At 70.5% G+C, this 17104-nt stretch carries 16 protein-coding genes; 12 read left to right on the forward strand and 4 right to left on the reverse strand.

All coding sequences use genetic code 11. From position 1 onward, the window contains the following. Positions 1-427 precede the first annotated feature (427 nt). Genes N7E59_RS11210 through N7E59_RS11265 form a run of 12 tightly spaced genes read left to right on the forward strand, consistent with a single transcriptional unit; the run spans position 428 to position 12703 of the window. Positions 428-1138: a hypothetical protein gene (locus N7E59_RS11210; RefSeq protein ID WP_261625026.1), complete on the forward strand. Its 711-nt coding sequence runs from the start codon at positions 428-430 to the stop codon at positions 1136-1138. After that, positions 1135-1944 (forward strand): HAD-IIA family hydrolase, encoded by an 810-nt coding sequence (locus N7E59_RS11215; protein WP_261625027.1) that lies wholly within the window; start codon positions 1135-1137, stop codon positions 1942-1944. The genes N7E59_RS11210 and N7E59_RS11215 overlap by 4 nt, the downstream gene beginning before the upstream one ends. Further along, a complete protein-coding gene (locus tag N7E59_RS11220; protein WP_261625028.1) occupies positions 1941-2105 on the forward strand; it encodes a hypothetical protein in 165 nt (54 codons plus the stop codon). The genes N7E59_RS11215 and N7E59_RS11220 overlap by 4 nt, the downstream gene beginning before the upstream one ends. After that, entirely contained in the window at positions 2102-2884 is a 783-nt protein-coding gene (locus N7E59_RS11225) for a TlyA family RNA methyltransferase (protein ID WP_261625029.1), read from the forward strand. Before N7E59_RS11220 ends, N7E59_RS11225 begins: the two co-directional genes overlap by 4 nt. A 10-nt stretch (positions 2885-2894) precedes the next feature. After that, complete coding sequence (locus N7E59_RS11230; RefSeq protein WP_261625030.1) at positions 2895-3881, forward strand: NAD kinase; 987 nt, start codon at positions 2895-2897, stop codon at positions 3879-3881. Next, positions 3878-5677, forward strand: coding sequence for a DNA repair protein RecN (gene recN / locus N7E59_RS11235; protein WP_261625031.1), 1800 nt, complete (start codon positions 3878-3880; stop codon positions 5675-5677). Before N7E59_RS11230 ends, recN begins: the two co-directional genes overlap by 4 nt. Before the next feature lie 19 nt (positions 5678-5696). Further along, the gene (locus N7E59_RS11240; protein WP_261625053.1) at positions 5697-7391 is read left to right on the forward strand and encodes a CTP synthase; all 1695 of its coding nucleotides are present in this window, start codon (positions 5697-5699) and stop codon (positions 7389-7391) included. A 6-nt stretch (positions 7392-7397) separates the two neighbouring features. Further along, positions 7398-8495, forward strand: coding sequence for a site-specific tyrosine recombinase (locus N7E59_RS11245; RefSeq protein ID WP_315943025.1), 1098 nt, complete (start codon positions 7398-7400; stop codon positions 8493-8495). Next, positions 8479-9867 carry a sensor histidine kinase gene (locus N7E59_RS11250; protein ID WP_261625032.1) on the forward strand — a complete coding sequence of 463 codons (1389 nt, stop codon included), beginning with the start codon at positions 8479-8481 and terminating at the stop codon, positions 9865-9867. Before N7E59_RS11245 ends, N7E59_RS11250 begins: the two co-directional genes overlap by 17 nt. Further along, on the forward strand, positions 9860-10564 hold the full coding sequence (locus tag N7E59_RS11255; RefSeq protein WP_261625033.1) for a response regulator: 705 nt from the start codon (positions 9860-9862) through the stop codon (positions 10562-10564). The genes N7E59_RS11250 and N7E59_RS11255 overlap by 8 nt, the downstream gene beginning before the upstream one ends. A gap of 55 nt (positions 10565-10619) precedes the next feature. After that, entirely contained in the window at positions 10620-11525 is a 906-nt protein-coding gene (locus tag N7E59_RS11260) for an ABC transporter ATP-binding protein (RefSeq protein WP_261625034.1), read from the forward strand. Further along, a complete protein-coding gene (locus tag N7E59_RS11265) occupies positions 11522-12703 on the forward strand; it encodes an ABC transporter permease (RefSeq protein WP_261625035.1) in 1182 nt (393 codons plus the stop codon). The genes N7E59_RS11260 and N7E59_RS11265 overlap by 4 nt, the downstream gene beginning before the upstream one ends. Positions 12704-12841: 138 nt before the next feature. Here N7E59_RS11265 and N7E59_RS11270 read toward each other — a convergent pair whose 3' ends face one another. From N7E59_RS11270 to N7E59_RS11285, 4 genes are read right to left on the reverse strand one after another with little or no spacing between them, the layout of a single operon-like run. After that, positions 12842-13975, reverse strand: a complete 1134-nt coding sequence (locus tag N7E59_RS11270; protein WP_261625036.1) for a bifunctional 2-methylcitrate synthase/citrate synthase — start codon at positions 13973-13975, stop codon at positions 12842-12844. 10 nt (positions 13976-13985) lie between these two features. Continuing rightward, positions 13986-14903 carry a methylisocitrate lyase gene (gene prpB / locus N7E59_RS11275; protein WP_261625037.1) on the reverse strand — a complete coding sequence of 306 codons (918 nt, stop codon included), beginning with the start codon at positions 14901-14903 and terminating at the stop codon, positions 13986-13988. Beyond that, positions 14903-16420, reverse strand: coding sequence for an MmgE/PrpD family protein (locus N7E59_RS11280; protein ID WP_261625038.1), 1518 nt, complete (start codon positions 16418-16420; stop codon positions 14903-14905). Before N7E59_RS11280 ends, prpB begins: the two co-directional genes overlap by 1 nt. Continuing rightward, entirely contained in the window at positions 16417-17085 is a 669-nt protein-coding gene (locus N7E59_RS11285; protein WP_261625039.1) for a GntR family transcriptional regulator, read from the reverse strand. Before N7E59_RS11285 ends, N7E59_RS11280 begins: the two co-directional genes overlap by 4 nt. Between the last annotated feature and the right edge of the window lie 19 nt (positions 17086-17104).

Below are 17104 nucleotides of genomic sequence, written 5' to 3' on the forward strand. Positions count from 1 at the left end.
GGATGGGATTCGGTCCGTCCGACCTGACGTCAACGGCGACGCAGGACGAGGACCGAGTCCCATCCTCTTTCTCATGCCCGTACGACGTCCCGCAGGGTATCCTGTGAGGCGCATTCGCCGTATATCGTCACGCGGGTCGGCATGGGCGGTACGCCCGTCCGGCCCCGGGAAGCAGGAGCCGACCCCGATGGCCTCAGAGTCGCCGAAGCAGGATCGCCCTCGTCGATCCCGCCCATCCGCAGGAGCCCCTCGGGGAGGAGGGCGAGACCGGTACGGCGACCGGCGAGGCGATGGGGGATCCGGAGCGCCCCGGGACGGCCGCGGGCCGCGGGCCTCATCGGAGGATGACCGGCGATCGCGCAATCCCAGGGACCATCGTCGTTCCAACGCCGACGACCGCGCCCGGTCACCGGAGATCGATCCGGAGGTGACCGGCAAGGAGCTCGACAAGCAGGCGGCCTCGCAGCTGGGGACGCTCAACGACAGCAACCGCACCTGGGTGGCGAAGCATCTCGTCATGGCGGGTCGGCTGGTCGACATCGACCCGCAGCTCGCCCTCGAGCATGCCCTCGCGGCGTCGCGTCGCGGGGGGCGCTTGGGTGTGGTCCGCGAGGCCGTGGGCCTGACGGCCTATGCCGCCGGAGACTACGCCGAGGCCCTCCGCGAGCTGCGCACCTACCGCCGCATCACCGGCGACCAGACCCATCTCCCCGTCCAGGCCGACTGCGAGCGGGGGCTCGGGAAGCCGCAGAAGGCCCTCGAACTCAGCGAGGCGCCCGAGGCTCAGGAGCTCACCGGAGCGGCACGGGCCGAGATGGCCATGGTCCTCGCCGGTGCCCACAGCGACCTCGACGATCTCGAAGGGGCCCTGTCCGCGCTGGAGATCCCTGAGCTCGACATCGACCGCGCATTCTCCTTCTCACCGCGTCTGTTCGCCGCCTACGCCGACGTGTTGGAGGCTCTCGGACACCCGGATCGTGCGGAGGCCTGGAGAGCCCGGATCCCGGTCGCCGAGAAGGCCCTCGGCGTCGGCACGTTCGCTGAGCCGGAGATCATGGACTTCGACGACGAACCGGCCGACCTCCCGAAGGTGAAGGACGTGCTCGGCCGGGGCGGCAAGCTGGGGGAGCACCGGTGAGCTCACTGCTGATCGACGACTACGACGGCGTCCTGTTCGACCTCGACGGCGTCCTCTACACCGGGGCCGAGGCCGTCGAGGGTGCGGTGGAGGCGGCGGGCGACCTGCGTCGCCGCGGAGTCGGCGTCGGATTCGTCACCAACAACGCCTCACGCTCCGCGGGGGCCGTCGCCGAGCACCTGACGTCCCTGGGCATCCGAGCGGACGAGGAGGAGGTCTTCGGATCGGCGACCGCCGGCGTCGCCCTGCTCCGAGAGCACCTCGCCCCCGGGAGCACGGTCCTCGTGGTGGGTTCCGAGCACCTGCGCGGGCAGGTCTCGGCGGCCGGGTTCGCCGTGGTCGAGTCGGCGGTCGACGCTCCCGAGGCCGTCATCCAGGGGTTCTCCCCCGACGTCGGCTGGCGGAACCTCGCTGAAGCGTCATTCGCCGTCAACGACGGAGCCCGCTGGTTCGCCACGAACCTCGACGTCACCCTGCCGCGGGACCGGGGCATCGCACCGGGAAACGGCTCCCTGATCGAAGCGATCACCCGAGCGACGGGGCGCCGTCCGCTCGCGGCGGGCAAACCCGAACCGATGATGTTCCTGCAGGCCGCCGAGGCGCTGGGGATGCGCCGACCGCTCGTCGTGGGAGATCGGCTCGACACCGACATCCTCGGCGGCAACCGCGCCGGATTCGACACCGCACTGGTGCTCACCGGCATCCACACCGAGGCCGACGTCGACACGGCTGACGCGGACATGCGCCCACACCACATCCTCACCAGCCTGGCCGACATGTTCCGGACGACGGTGAGCCGCGCATGAGCGACGCCGAGCAGCCCACACCGGAGCAGCCCACACCGGAGGACCTCACCCCGGAGGAACTCGAGCAGGAGATCCTCGACGCCGAGGACCTGCACGCACGACTGAACGAGGAGCTGCAGGCCGCGGCCCACCCCAGGCGGGACGCCCCGCCCGCCTCATGAGTGCGGAGTCCCGCCGCCTCGACCGGGACATGGTCCGTCGAGGTCTCGCCCCGAGCCGCAGCCGTGCCGCGCAGCACATCGCGGACGGCGAGGTCACCGTCGACGGCCGCACCGTCCGACGGGCCTCCGCCCGCGTCGTCCCCGACCAGCACATCACCGTGCAGGGCGGACGGGCATGGGTCTCCCGCGCAGCGCACAAGCTCGTCGGAGCCCTCGAAGCCTGCCCCCAGGTCGACCCGGAGGGCCGGCGCTGTCTGGACGCCGGCGCCTCCACCGGCGGCTTCACCGAAGTGCTGCTCAGCCGTGGGGCCGGACACATCACCGCCGTGGACGTCGGCCACGGGCAGCTCGTCGACGAGCTGCGGCAGGACCCGCGGGTCGAGGTGCACGAGGGCCTCAACGTCCGTGACCTCACCGCGGGACGGCTCGGCGCACCCTTCGACGTCGTCGTCGCGGACCTGTCCTTCATCTCGCTGCGCCTGGTCGTCGGCGCCCTGGCCGGACAGTGCCGCGACGGGACCGACCTGCTGCTGATGGTGAAGCCGCAGTTCGAAGTCGGCCGCGAGCGGCTCGGCCGCACCGGAGTGGTCACCAGCCCCGAGCAGCGCGCCGAGGCCGTCGCCGGTGTGGTCGACGCCGCCGCGGCCCAAGGACTCGGAGCGCTCTCCGCCCATCGGTCGGCATTGGCCGGCCAGGACGGCAACCGGGAGTTCTTCCTGCATCTGCGCGCCGGGTCACCGGTGACGGTTAGGCTGGACACGCTCGACTTCGGCGGATGAGGAGGTCTCTGTGACCCGAGAGGTGCTGGTGCTCGCCCACACCGGGCGCCGTGACGCCGTCGACGCCGCGGTGGCGGTGGCCACGCGTCTGCACCGCGCAGGCCTCACCCCGGTCATGCTCGCCCGCGACGTCGCCTCCCTCACGCAGACCGCCGGGGAGGAGTTCACCCGCATCCCGGTCGCCGTCGTGGGCCGGGACGTGCCTCTGAGCCGCTGCGAGGTCGGGATGGTCCTCGGAGGCGACGGCTCCATCCTCCGAGCCGCCGAGCTGGTCCGCGGAGCCGAGCTGCCCCTGATGGGGGTCAACCTCGGGCACGTGGGCTTCCTCGCCGAGTCGGAGAGGACCGAGCTCGACGCCTCCGTGCAGTGGGTCGTGGAGCAGAACTACTCCGTCGAGGAGCGGATGGCCATCGACGTGCAGATCTGGCACTCCGGAGAGCACGTCGGCTCGACCTGGGCGCTCAACGAGGCCAGCATCGAGAAGCACTCCCGCGAACGGATGATCGACCTGGTCATCGAGATCGACGGCCGTCCCGTCTCCGCCTTCGGCTGCGACGGCGTCGTCCTGGCCACGCCCACCGGCTCCACCGCCTACGCGTTCTCCGCCGGAGGACCGGTCGTCTGGCCGGAGGTGCAGGCCCTGCTGCTCGTCCCGATCTCCGCCCACGCCCTCTTCTCCCGCCCCCTGGTGGTCGCCCCCGACTCGATCATGGCCGTCGAAGTGCTGCCTCGGGAGGATGAGAAGGGCGTGCTGTGGTGCGACGGGCGACGGGCCTCCGAGCTTCCGGCCGGCTCGCGCATCGAAATCACCCGATCCGAGGAGCCCGTGCTGCTGGCCCGCGTGAACCAGACCCCCTTCTCCGAGCGGCTGGTCGACAAGTTCGACCTGCCCACCACCGGTTGGCGGGGCCCGGTGGAGCCCTCGAACACCGTGGACCCGCTGACCGCCGGCACCATCCCCGGGGGGCCGGTGCGCGACGTCGAGGACCCGGCATGATCGACGAGGTGCGGATCAGCGACCTCGGGGTCATCGAAGGCGCGGAGCTGCGCCTGCACCCCGGATTCAACGTGGTCACCGGTGAGACCGGTGCCGGCAAGACGATGGTCGTCACCGCCCTGGGACTGCTGCTCGGCGCGCGGGCGGAGTCCTCCGCGGTCCGACGCGGCGCCGAACGGGCTCAGGTGGACGCGGAGCTGACGGTGCGCGGCGACCACCGGGCGGTGCGGCTGGCCGAGGAGGCCGGCGCCTGGGTCCGGGAGGACGAGGACACGATCGAGGACACGATCGACGGCACGATCGAGGGCACAGAGGATGGCGTCGGCCGGTACGCCGGGGAGACGGCGCTGATGCTGGGCCGCACGGTCAGCGCCAAGGGCCGCAGCCGCGCCGGAGTCAGCGGACGCGCGGTGCCGATCTCCGTCCTCGGCGAAGTCGGTTCCGCGCTGGTCACCGTGCACGGACAGACCGACCAGCTGCGGCTGCGCTCCGCCGGTGCCCAGCGTCGGGCGCTGGACGGATACGCCGGCGAGGAGTTCGCCGCGCTTCTGGCCGAGTACCGCAGCCGCTACGCGGACCTGCGGGCCGAGCGGGCCGAGCTCGAGGACATCACCGCCCACGAACGACGCCGGCGCCTGGAGGCCGAGCAGCTGCAGCAGGCCCTCGAGCAGATCGACGAGGTGGACCCCCAGCCCGGAGAGGACGCCGAGCTCAAGGCGGAGGCCCTGAAGCTGGAGAACGTCGAAGACCTGCGGGAGGCCGCGTCTGCGGCGTCCGCAGCCCTGTCCGGCCCGGACGTGGCAGAGAGCGTCGACGACGCCCCCCACGCGGTGGCCCTGGTCGAACGGGCCCGCAGCGCCCTCAGCGCCGTGTCCGATCAGGACCCTGAACTGGCGGAGACGGCCGCACAGATCGAGTCGGTCTCCGCGATGCTCAACGACGCCGCCGGTCAGCTCGGGGCCTACGCCTCGTCGCTGGACGAGTCCGGGCCCGAACGGCTGGCCCAGGTCCATCAGCGACGCGCCGACCTCGACCGGCTGACCCGGCTGTACGGACCCGACGTGGAGTCGGTCGTCGCCTGGGCGGAGGAGTCCCGCGCCAGGCTCTCCACCCTGCAGTCCGACGGCGACCGGATCGAGGTGCTGCGTGCGTCGGTGGCCGAGGCCGAGACGCAGCTGTGGGAGCAGGCGGCGGAGCTTCGCCGCCGACGGATCCGTGCCGCGGAGCTGTTGGCCGAGGCCGTCGGCACGGAGCTGGCCGCACTGTCCATGCCGCACGCGACCATGGTCGTCGACGTCGCGGAGACCGAGGAGCTCGGGCCCGACGGTGCCGACGCCGTGGCGATGCTGCTCGCTCCCCACGCCGGCGCGCAGCCCCTCCCGCTGGGGCGCGGCGCCTCCGGGGGAGAGCTCTCCCGGGTGATGCTGGCCATCGAGGTCGTGCTGGCCGCCTACGACTCCGCGGACACCTTCATCTTCGACGAGGTCGACGCCGGCGTCGGGGGCCGCGCCGCGGTGCAGATCGGACGGCGTCTGGCGATGCTGGCCGAGCACGTCCAGGTCATCGTGGTCACACACCTGCCTCAGGTCGCCGCCTTCGCCCAGAATCACATCCGGGTGCACAAGTCATCGGTGCTCGACGACTCCGCCTCCGGCGGCTTCACCGCCTCAGACGTCAGGTCCCTCTCCGATGAGGAGCGTGTCGATGAGCTGGCCCGCATGCTCGCCGGGCAGGAGGACTCCGCCTCCGCCCGCGCCCACGCGAGGGAGCTCATCGCGGACGCATCCGCCACCTGAGGGCGTGGGCGCGGGCGGACTGATAGTCTTGAACTCCGTGGTGCAGAGAAACAGTTCCCGGATCCCCAACAGCCCCCAGGTGACCCGCCAGATCTTCGTGACCGGCGGCGTCGTCTCCTCCCTCGGCAAGGGGCTCACGGCCTCTTCCCTCGGCCACCTGCTCAGGGCGCGCGGCCTCTCAGTGGTCATGCAGAAGCTCGACCCGTACCTCAACGTGGACCCGGGCACGATGAACCCGTTCCAGCACGGTGAGGTCTTCGTGACCGAGGACGGTGCCGAGACGGACCTCGACATCGGCCACTACGAGCGGTTCCTCGACGAGAACCTCGACGGGCTGAACAACGTCACCACCGGCCAGATCTACTCCGCGGTGATCGAGCGTGAACGTCGCGGCGACTACCTCGGCGACACCGTCCAGGTGATCCCCCACATCACCGACGAGATCAAGCGCCGCATGCGCCTCCCGGCGGAGCCGGTCGAAGGCCGTGAGGCTCCCGATGTGATCATCACCGAGATCGGCGGCACCGTCGGCGACATCGAGTCCCAGCCCTTCCTCGAAGCGGCCCGACAGGTCCGTCAGGACGTGGGGCGGGAGAACGCGTTCTTCCTCCACGTCTCGCTGGTGCCCTACATCGGGCCCAGCCAGGAGCTGAAGACCAAGCCCACGCAGCATTCTGTGGCCGCGCTGCGCTCGCTGGGCATCCAGCCCGACGGGATCGTGCTGCGCTCGGACCGCGAACTTCCGCTGGACATCCGCGGCAAGATCTCCTCGATGTGCGACGTCGACGTCGACGCGGTGATCAACTGCGCCGATGCTCCGAGCATCTACGACATCCCACGCATCCTGCACCGTCAGGCCATCGACGCCTATGTGGTGCAGGCGCTGGACCTGAAGTTCAAGGACGTGGACTGGTCGAAGTGGTCGCGGCTGCTCGACGTCGTCCACCATCCGGACGAGGAGGTCGAAGTCGCGCTGGTCGGGAAGTACATCGACCTGCCCGACGCCTACCTCTCGGTGACCGAGGCGCTGCGCGCCGGAGGGTTCGCCCACCGGGCCAGGACGAAGATCCGCTGGGTGGCCTCCGACCTCTGCGCCGACGAGGAGGGTGCGGCCAAGGCGCTTCGGGGGGTCGATGCGATCTGCATCCCCGGCGGCTTCGGCGTGCGCGGTCTGGACGGCAAGATCGGCGCGTGGCGCCACGCCCGCGAGCACGGCATCCCCGCCCTGGGCCTGTGCCTGGGACTCCAGACCATGGTCATGGAGTACGCCCGCAACGTGCTGGGCCTCACCGACGCGAACTCCACAGAGTTCGACCCGGACACCACCGAGCCGGTGATCGCCACGATGGCCGAGCAGGCCGAGATCGTCTCCGGCGACGGGGACCTCGGAGGGACCATGCGCCTGGGCTCCTACGAGGCGGTGCTCGCCGAGGGCTCAGTGGCGGCCGAGGCCTACGGATCGACGGAGATCACCGAACGCCACCGGCACCGCTACGAGGTCAACAACGCCTACCGCGACCGGCTCACCGAGGCCGGACTCGTGTTCTCCGGCACGTCGCCGGAGGGGACGCTGGTCGAGTTCGTCGAACTGCCCAAGACCGAGCACCCCTACTACATCGCGACCCAGGCCCACCCGGAGCTGAAGTCCCGGCCCACCGACGCGCACCCGCTGTTCGCCGGGCTCGTCGGTGCGGGCCTGGCGCGCCGCCGCTGAGCCGACGTGGCCGCCCGGGTCCCCGACCAGTCGGACGAGCGCGACCAGGAGCGTCTCGAGGCGCAGCGTGCTCACCGGGCACGTCGCGAACGGGTGCCGGGGACGCCCCTCGGGCGGGAGATCACCGAGTACCTCAACCACCTGCGCATCGAGCGGGGATCCTCCGAGAACACGCTGCGGTCGTATCAGAACGACCTCAGACGCTATGGGGCACACCTGCTCGAGCTCGGCCTCGAGGATCCGCGGTCCGTCGACGAGGGACACGTCTCAGGGTTCCTGCGCGCCCTGTCCACCGGCGCCGACGGCGGCAGCGCACTGACCGCCCGGTCCGCCGCGAGGGTGCTCGCCTCCGTGCGCGGTCTGCACCGGTACTGGGCGCTGGAGGGTCGCACCGGTGCGGACCCCGCCGCGCAGGTCTCCGCCCCGAAGCCGCGTCAGACGCTGCCCAAGGCGCTGCCCGTCGACCAGGTCCAGGCGCTGCTCGAGGCACCGGACCGCTCCACCTCGCTGGGGCTGCGCGACCGGGCGCTGCTGGAGTTCCTCTACGCCACCGGCGCCCGCGTCACCGAGGTCGTCAGCCTCGACGTCGACGACATCCATGCACTCACTGCCCCACAGCCCTCCGGAGAGGGCGGGCTCGTCGTCGTGCGGGTGACCGGCAAGGGGGATAGGCAGCGGCTCGTGCCGGTGGGCTCGTATGCCCAGAAGGCCGTCGGCGACTACCTGACCGCCGGACGGCCGGAGCTGGCCGCCGCGGCCTCCCGGTCCTCCTCCCCGGCACGTCGTCGCGGGACACCGGCGCTGTTCCTGAACCGTCTGGGCTCGCGCATGTCGCGACAGTCGGTGTGGACCACCATCCAGCACCACGCCCGAGCGGCGGGCATCACCGCGGACGTCTCGCCGCACACCCTGCGGCATTCCTGTGCGACGCATATGCTCGACGGCGGGGCCGGGATCCGAACCGTCCAGGAGATGCTCGGCCACTCCTCGGTGACGACCACCCAGATCTATACCAAGGTCACCGCCGAGGCGCTGCAGGAGAGCTACACCCTGGCACACCCCAGGGCCGGATGGACGAGGGGGACCGATGAACACCACCGATGAGCCGACGCCGGCCGCGTCCCCCGAGTGGGTGCGACGTCCGCCGACGAAGGCCGAGCTGCGTGTGGACATGGCGATCGCCGGCGCGCTGGTCTGCGCCGCAGTGCTCTCGATGGTCCTGCTCCGCGCCGCGGGAGGCACGGTGATGGGGGACCCGCCCGCCCACTGGGTCTCGGTGGTCTGTCTGGTCGTGACGTTGGTGCCGGTGGCCTGGCGTCGTCGGCACCCGGAGGCGGTCACCGCTGCGGTGGGCGCCGCGTTCATCATCACCACCGAGCTGGGAGTGCCCGAGGTCCTGCTCCTCAACGTCGGGTTCTTCCTCGCCCTGTACAGCCTCGGCGCCTGGAGCCGTCGCCGTCGTGCGGCCCGCATCGTGCGATGGTCCGTGCTGGGCGCCATGCTGATCTGGCTGATCTCCGGATTCCTCCGCATGGACCTGTTCGACGGGGCCGGGGCCGACCCCCAGGCTATGATCGTCGGCTCCGGCGAGCTGGCCATGATGCTCTACACGGTGATGATCAACATCCTGTACTTCGGAGCGGCCCTCTGGTTCGGGCATCATGCCTGGGAGTCGGCGCGCAACCGCGCGAGGACGGAGGAGCAGGCGCAGCAGCTGCGTCAGGAGCAGGATCGGGCGGCCGCGCAGGCGGTGGTGCTCGAGCGGCTGCGGATCGCCCGCGAACTCCACGATGCGGTGGCGCACCACGTCTCACTGATGGGCGTGCAGTCGGCCGCGGCCCGCGCCACCCTGCAGAGCGACCCGCAGGCCGCCGAACGGTCCATGCGCCAGGTCGAGGAGTCGGCCCGCCGGTCGGTCGCCGAGCTTCAGGACCTGCTGGGCACGCTGCGCCAGGAAGAGGTGCTCCCCGCTCCGACGGCGCGCGAGCCCGGCACCGCCGAACCCGTGGACGAGGCCTCCGCCGGGCTCGACGTCGACCGGATACCGCAGCTGATCGCCGAAGCACGCTCCCACGGGATGCACGTCGACTGGCAGATCGTCGGCGCTCCGCGCGAGCTCGGTCCGCTGATCGGGCTGAACATCTGCCGCATCGTGCAGGAGGCCCTGACCAACGTCCGCAAACATGCGGGCCCCGGCACGGAGACCGACGTGCGGCTGCGCTACGGAGCCGCGGCCGTCGAGGTGGAGATCAGCGACGACGGCGCCGGTCGGCACGCTTCCGGCGCCGGGAGCGGCCCCGGTGCGGACCCGGGGGGCTACGGCATCCTCGGCATGCGGGAACGGGCCGCGGTCGGCGGCGGAACGCTGCACGCCGGACCGCGCCGACCCCACGGGTTCCTGGTCCGCGCCCGGATCCCCTACACCCACGAGCGAGCCCCCGACGGCCCCCAGGACAGGAGCACCACAGGTGTCTGAGCAGCAGCCCCAGTCGGTCGACGAGGATTCGGACCGCGTCGTCCGGGTCGTCCTCGTCGACGACCAGCCCCTGATGCGCGACGGCATCGCGACCATCCTCGGCGCCCAGCCGGACATCGACGTCGTCGGATCGGCCTCCGACGGCGCCGAGGCCCTCGACCTCGTCGCCCGCACCCGGCCCGACGTGGTCTGCATGGACGTGGAGATGCCGGTGATGGACGGCATCGAGGCCACCGGGAGGATCCTCGCGGAGCTCCCGACGGTGCAGGTCATCATGCTGACGACCTTCGACCGGGAGGACTACCTGCTGCGGGCCCTGCAGGCCGGGGCCGGAGGGTTCCTGCTCAAGACCAGCTCGCCCGAGCAGCTGGCCGAGGGCATCCGCACCGTCTCCTCGGGGGAGGGCCTGCTGGCGCCGGAGATGACCCGGTCTCTGATCCGTCACGCCGTCACCGGCTTCGAGGCCGGAGGCACCGGGGCGCCGCGCACCGCGGACGGACCGCTGAGCGAGCGGGAGGAGGACGTCCTGGTCCTGGTCGCCCGGGGCCTGTCCAACACCGAGATCGCCGCCGAACTGTACATCTCCGCCGCCACCGTGAAGACCCACATCTCCCACGTGCTGACCAAGCTCGATCTGCGCAATCGGGTCCAGGCGGTGGCCTACGCCTACGAATCGGGGCTGATGGAGCGGGGCTGAGGATCCCCCGATCGGCCGATGCCCGACACCGGGTCCCGCCCCTAGCGTGGGTGACATGCTCGAACTCCACGGCATCGATCGCTCCTACGGGGACCACCAGGTCCTCCACGACGTCGCCCTCACCGCCGGACGCGGCCGACTCACCGGCTTCGTCGGCGGCAACGGGGCCGGCAAGACCACCACGATGCGCATCATCCTGGGTGTGCTCCGGGCCGACACCGGTTCGGTCACCCTGGACGGGGAGCCCCTGGACGCCGGCTCCCGCCGCCGCTTCGGCTACATGCCGGAGGAGCGGGGCCTCTATCCGAAGATGCCCGTGACGTCCCAGATCGCCTATCTCGCCCGACTGCACGGCTTCGACCGCCGGCGGGCGAACGCCCGCGCGGAGGAGCTCATCTCCCGACTGGGCCTCGAGGAGCGGAAGGACGATCCCCTCGAGTCCCTCTCGCTGGGCAACCAGCAGCGGGTCCAGATAGCCGCCGCCCTGGTCCACGGCCCCGACGTCCTGATCCTGGACGAACCGTTCTCCGGGCTGGATCCGTTGGCGGTGGACGTCGTCCTGGACGTGCTCACCGAGCAGGCGCGGGCTGGAGCGGTCGTCCTGTTCTCCTCGCATCAGCTCGACGTGGTCGAGCGGCTCTGCGACGACATCGTCATCATCGGGGGCGGACGGATCCTCGCGGCGGGGGAGACCGACACCCTGCGCGAGCGGCACGGGACCCTGAGGTACGAACTGACGGGCGCGGCCGACCTCGGCTGGGTGCGCGAGGTCCCGGGGGTCGGCACCGACGACTTCGAAGCCGGCCGTATCCTGTTCCGCGCCGAGGAGTCCGTCGCCCAGCAGGTGCTGGCCCGAGCTGTCGAGGCGGGTGCCGTGCACCGCTTCGCCCCGATGCTGCCCACGCTCAGCGAGATCTTCAAGGACATGAACGCCGACCGCACGACGGAGGATGCACGATGAGACGTTCGGACACCGCGCGCCTCGACACCGCGCGCCTCGACACCGCGCACCTCGACACCGACGACGACGTCGCGGCCCTGAGCACCTCCCAGGCGACGCTGCTGGTCGCCGAGCGGGAGATCACCACACAGGTCAGGTCCAAGTCCTTCATCATCTCTGTGCTCGTCACTGTGCTGCTCATCGCCGGCGGCATCATCCTGATGAACGTGTTCGGCGGGGGCGACGACGCCGCCGACGTCGCCGTCGTCGAGGGAGCCGAGGTGCCTGAACAGGCCGGTGAGGCCCCCGGTCCTCTGGGGACGGCCCTCGAACAGCAGGAGGTCTCCTCCATGGATGAGGCCGAAGAGCTGCTGCGGGACGGCGAGGTCGAGGCGATCGTCGCTCCCGACGAGTCCAGCCCGGTGGGCCTGACGCTGATCGGCCTGGACTCGCCTCCCACCGAGGTCGCACAGTCGTTGTCGGTGATGCCGACGATGCAGACGCTGGAGGCCTCCGACACAGACTCCGCCCTCGGGTTCCTCGTGGCCATGGGCTTCGGCCTGGTGTTCATGATCCTGGCCATGGGTTCGGGGTCCACGATCGTACAGAACACCGTTCAGGAGAAGCAGTCGCGGATCGTGGAGATCCTGCTGTCCTCGATCTCCTCCCGTGCGCTGCTGGCAGGAAAGGTGCTGGGCAACTCCGCGCTCGCGGTGGGGCAGGCGCTGCTCTACGCGACGGCGGCCTCGGCTGCCCTTCTGATCACCGGGCAGGAGTCCGTGCTGGACACGCTCACGCTGCCGATGCTCTGGTTCGTGCTGTTCTTCGTGCCCGGCTTCCTGCTCGTCGCCGCCATGTTCGCCGCCGGGGCCTCATTGGTCTCGCGCCAGGAGGACGTCGGTGCGGTGATGACCCCGACCATGATGCTGGTCATGGCGCCGTACTTCCTGGTGATCTTCCTCCAGGACAATCCGCTGGCGATGACCATCGGCTCCTACGTCCCCTTCAGCGCGCCGGTGGCGATGCCGGTGCGGATGTTCCTCGGCGAGGCGCAGTGGTTCGAACCCGTGGTGGCCATGGTCCTGCTGGTGGCCGCGGTGGCGGTGATGATGGCGCTCGCCGCCAGGATCTACAGCCGCTCGCTGCTGCATATGGGACAGCGGATGAAGCTCCGTGCGGCGCTGAGCTCCCGCGACTGATTCCTCGACTGACTCCTCGACTGGCTCCTCCGGTCCGTTCAGCAGGCGATTCGGCCGGCTCACACACGACTCGGCCCCCATGGATCTCTCCGTGGAGTCTCCAGGGGGCCGAGTCGTGTCAGAGGCGCGGGCTGCGGCTCAGAGGTGCCGCTCGTCCGGTCCCGAATAGGCGCTGACCGGACGGATCAGCGAGTTGTCGGCCCGCTGCTCCCGGATGTGGGCGGTCCACCCGGTGATGCGCGAGGCGATGAACAGCGGGGTGAACATCTCGGTGTCGAAGCCCATCAGGTGATAGGTCGGTCCGGCCGGATAGTCGAGGTTGGGCAGGATGCCCTTCGCCTCCGACATCGCCGACTCCAGCCCGTCGTAGAGGCCCATCATCTCCTGGCGGCCGTAGTGGTCGACCATCGCATCCAGGGCCTCCTTCATGGTGGGCACGCGGGAGTCGCCGTTCTTGTAGACCCGGTGTCCGAAGCCCATGACCCTCTTCTTCTGGGCCAGCGCGTCCTCCATCCAGGACTTGGCCCGCGCGGCGGCGTCCTCCCTGGACTCGTCGGGGTCGATGCCGATCTCCTCGAAGGTGTGCATGACGGCCTCGTTGGCCCCGCCGTGCAGCGAGCCCTTCAGCGCACCGATGGCGGCGGTGACCCCCGAGTGGAGGTCCGACAGCGTGGAGGTCACCACGCGGGCGGTGAAGGTGGAGGCGTTGAAGGAGTGCTCGGCGTAGAGCACCATCGACACGCGGAACGCCTCGACCACCTCGGGCGCGGCCTCCTCGCCGAAGGTCATCCACAGGAAGTTCTGCGAGTAGTCCAGGTCGTCGCGCGGTTCGATGGGCTCCAGACCCCGACGGCGACGCTGGTCGTAGGCGACGACGGCCGGGAACTTCGCGAAGAGCTCCTTGGCCTTGCGCAGCTCCGCCTCCGGGGTCGAGACCTCGGACTCGGCGTCGTTGGCCCCGATGACCGAGACTGCGGTGCGGCCGACGTCCATGGGGTGGCAGTCGGTCGGCAGCAGGTCGATCGCGGTGCGCACCGCATCGTCGAGCCGCCGGTTCGAGCGCTCGAGGCGGACGAACTCGTCGCGCTCCTCGTCGCTGGGGAGCTCACCGTTCCACAGCAGCAGGGCGACCTCTTCGAAGGAGAGGTTCGCGGCGAGCTCCTGGACCGGGTAGCCGCGGTAGAGCAGCGAGTTCGTCTCGGGGTTCACCTTGGAGACTGCGGTCGTGTCGGCGACGACGCCGGCCAGTCCCTTGCGGATCTCGTCAGTCATGGTCTCTCCTTCAGCTGTCACTGGTGTGGACGTCGGGGACGTCGAAGTTGAAGATGCCGGTGTCGAAGGCGTTGTAGCCCTCATAGTCGACCAGTTCGTAGAGGCGTGCTCGGGTCATCATCTCCTCGACGGCGGCCTGCTGCGTCCCGTCGGTGCGGATGGTGTCCAGCGTACGTTCGATCGCTCCCATCGCGGAACGCTGCGAGGTGACCGGGTAGATGATCACGGCGACTCCGGCATCGGCCAGCTGGTCTCGGGTGAACAGGTCGGACTTGCCGAACTCGGTCATGTTCGCCAGCACCGGGACGTCGACGGCCTCGCAGACCGCGGCGAACTCCTCCAGCGAACGCATCGCCTCGGGGAAGATCGCGTCCGCCCCGGAGTCCACCAGGGCCTTGGCCCGCTCGATCGCGGCGTCGAGCCCCTCCACCGCGCGCAGGTCGGTGCGCGCCATGATGAGGAAGTCTTCGTCGCGGCGCCCGGAGGCGGCCGCGGCGATCCGCTTGGTGGCGGTCTCCACGTCGACCATGTTCTTCCCGTCGAGGTGTCCGCACCGCTTGGGGTTGAACTGGTCCTCGATGTGGCATCCGGCCAGGCCCGCGTTCTCCAGCTCCTGGACGGTGCGGGCGACGTTCATCGGCTCTCCGAAGCCGGTGTCGGCGTCGACCAGGGCCGGCAGGTCCGTCACCCGGGCGATCTGCCCGGCCCGCTGGGCGACCTCGGTGAGCGTGGTCAGGCCGACGTCCGGCAGGCCCAGCTCGTTGGCCAGGACGCCCCCGGAGATGTAGATCCCGTCGAAGCCCTTCTCCTGGATCAGGGGTGCCGACAGCGGGGTGAAGGTCCCCGGGAACTGCCGCGCCGCGCCGGGGGTGAGCATGGCGCGCAGGTTCCGGCGCTTCTGCTCGGGCGTGGTGTGCGAGTACAGCATCAGAAGAGTCCCTTCGGTCCGGCGGCGAGGTCGATGACGCCTTCGGCGGCGCGGATGTTGAGCTGGTCGAGCTCGCCGGCGCCGAGCTCGGTGACCCGCTCGACGGCGGAGAGGAACCGCTCGATCTCCGTCTCGTCCACGACGCCCTCGGCCAGGGTGCGGAACTTGTGCACGTACTGTTCGCGGGCGAAGGGCCGGGCGCCGAGCGGGTGGGCGTCGGCCACGGCGATCTCGTCGGTGATGACGGTGCCGTCGGTGAGGGTGATCTCCACCGATCCGCCGAAGGCCTTCTCCGAGATGTCCAGCGAGTGGTACCGGCGGGTCCACTCGGGGTCCTCCTCGGTGGTGACCTTGTGCCACAGCTGCACGGTGTCCTCGCGGCCGGCACGCTCCGGAGCGTAGGAGTCCACGTGGTGCCAGGCTCCGTCCTGCAGCGCGACGGTGAAGATGTAGGGGATCGAGTGGTCGAGGGTCTCGCGTGAGGCCGACGGGTCGTACTTCTGCGGGTCGTTGGCGCCGGATCCGATGACGTAGTGGGTGTGGTGCGAGGTCCTGATCAGCACCTTCTCCACGTTCTTCGGGTCGGTGACCTCAGGGTGCTCGCCGTGGAGCTTCCGGGCCAGGTCGATCCAGGCCTGTGCCTGGTACTCGGCGGAGTGCTCCTTGGTGTAGGTGTCCATGATGGCGCGCTTGGACTCGCCCGCCTCGGGCAGCGGCACCTCGTAGGCGGCCTGGGGTCCGTCGAGCATCCACGCGATGACGCCGTCCTCACCCTCATAGATCGGCACCGGGGAGGTCTGTCCGCGCATGGCGCGGTCCACGGCCTCGACGGCCATCTTTCCGGCGAAGGCCGGCGCGTGGGCCTTCCAGGTGGAGATCTCACCCTTGCGGGACTGACGCGTGGCGGTGGTCGTGTGCAGCGCCTGCCCGACCGCCTGGAAGACGGTCTCGCGGTCCAGCCCCAGCAGGGTGCCGATTCCGGCGGCGGCGGCGGGGCCGAGGTGGGCGACGTGGTCGATCTTGTGCTTGTGCAGGCAGATCGCCTTGACCAGGTTCACCTGGATCTCGTAGCCGGTGGCGATGCCGCGCACCAGGTCTGAGCCGGTGCGGCCGGTGTGCTGGGCCACGGCGAGGATCGCGGGGATGTTGTCTCCGGGGTGGGAGTAGTCGGCCGCGAGGAACGTGTCGTGGTAGTCGAGCTCACGCACGGCGACTCCGTTGGCCCAGGCCGCCCATTCGGGGGAGGACTTCTCTTCGATGCCGAAGACGGTGCCGCCGGAGCCGTGCCGGGTGACCGGGTGGTCCAGGGACTGGGCGCGTGCGGCGACGATGGGGGCGCGGTTGAGCGAGGCCACCGCGACGGCGGCGTTGTCGATGATCCGGTTGATGATCATGTCGACGACGTCGTCGTCCAGGGCGACCGGGTCCGCCGCGGTCTCGGCGATCTTCCAGGCGAGCTGGTCCTCGCGGGCGATGTTCTCGTCGCTGCGGTGCACTCGCACGTCATGGGTGATCATCGGATCGGTGTCCTTTCCTCGAGGGGGTGGGGGTCGTCGGTGTACGTCCTGTACGTCTTGATGTGGGCGAGGCTGCGACGCAGATGCATCAGGGTGGCGGCCTCGGCCAGGTCCGGGTCCCCGGCCGCGACGGCCTCGCATATCGCGCGGTGCTCGTCGGCCGAGGCTCGCAGCCGTTCGGGGTGGTCGCGGGCGAGGCGCCGGATGCGGACCAGGTGGACCCGCAGCGCCTTCATCGCCGCCGAGAGGTACTGGTTCTCGACGGCCCGGTCCAGGGCGTCGTCGAGGTCGCGCGTCAGCGAGTAGTAGTCGGATGCGGCATGGTCCTCCAGCGCCGCCTCGGCGAACCGGGAGGCCAGGGCAGAGAACGTCCGACGGTCGCCGCGGTGGGCGGCGAGCTGGGCGGCCTGGACCTCCAGGGGGATGCGCACCTCGAAGAGCTGGTCGACGTCGTCGAGGGAGATGGAGCTGACCACGGTGCCGCGTCCGCCGGCCTGGGCGGCGAGGCCGTCGGCCATGAGGCGGGACAGCGCCTCGCGCAGGGGAGTGCGGGAGACTCCCAGGCGCTCCGACTGCTCGACCTCTCCCAGCACGGTGTCGGGGGTGAGGCGTCCGTCGACGATCTCGTCCCGCAGCTGCTGGTACGCGCGATCACTGGCTCGCATACCTGCAGTGTATACAGAA

The organism is Nesterenkonia marinintestina, from assembly GCF_025420485.1.
GTDB classification, from domain to species: Bacteria; Actinomycetota; Actinomycetes; order Actinomycetales; family Micrococcaceae; genus Nesterenkonia; species Nesterenkonia marinintestina.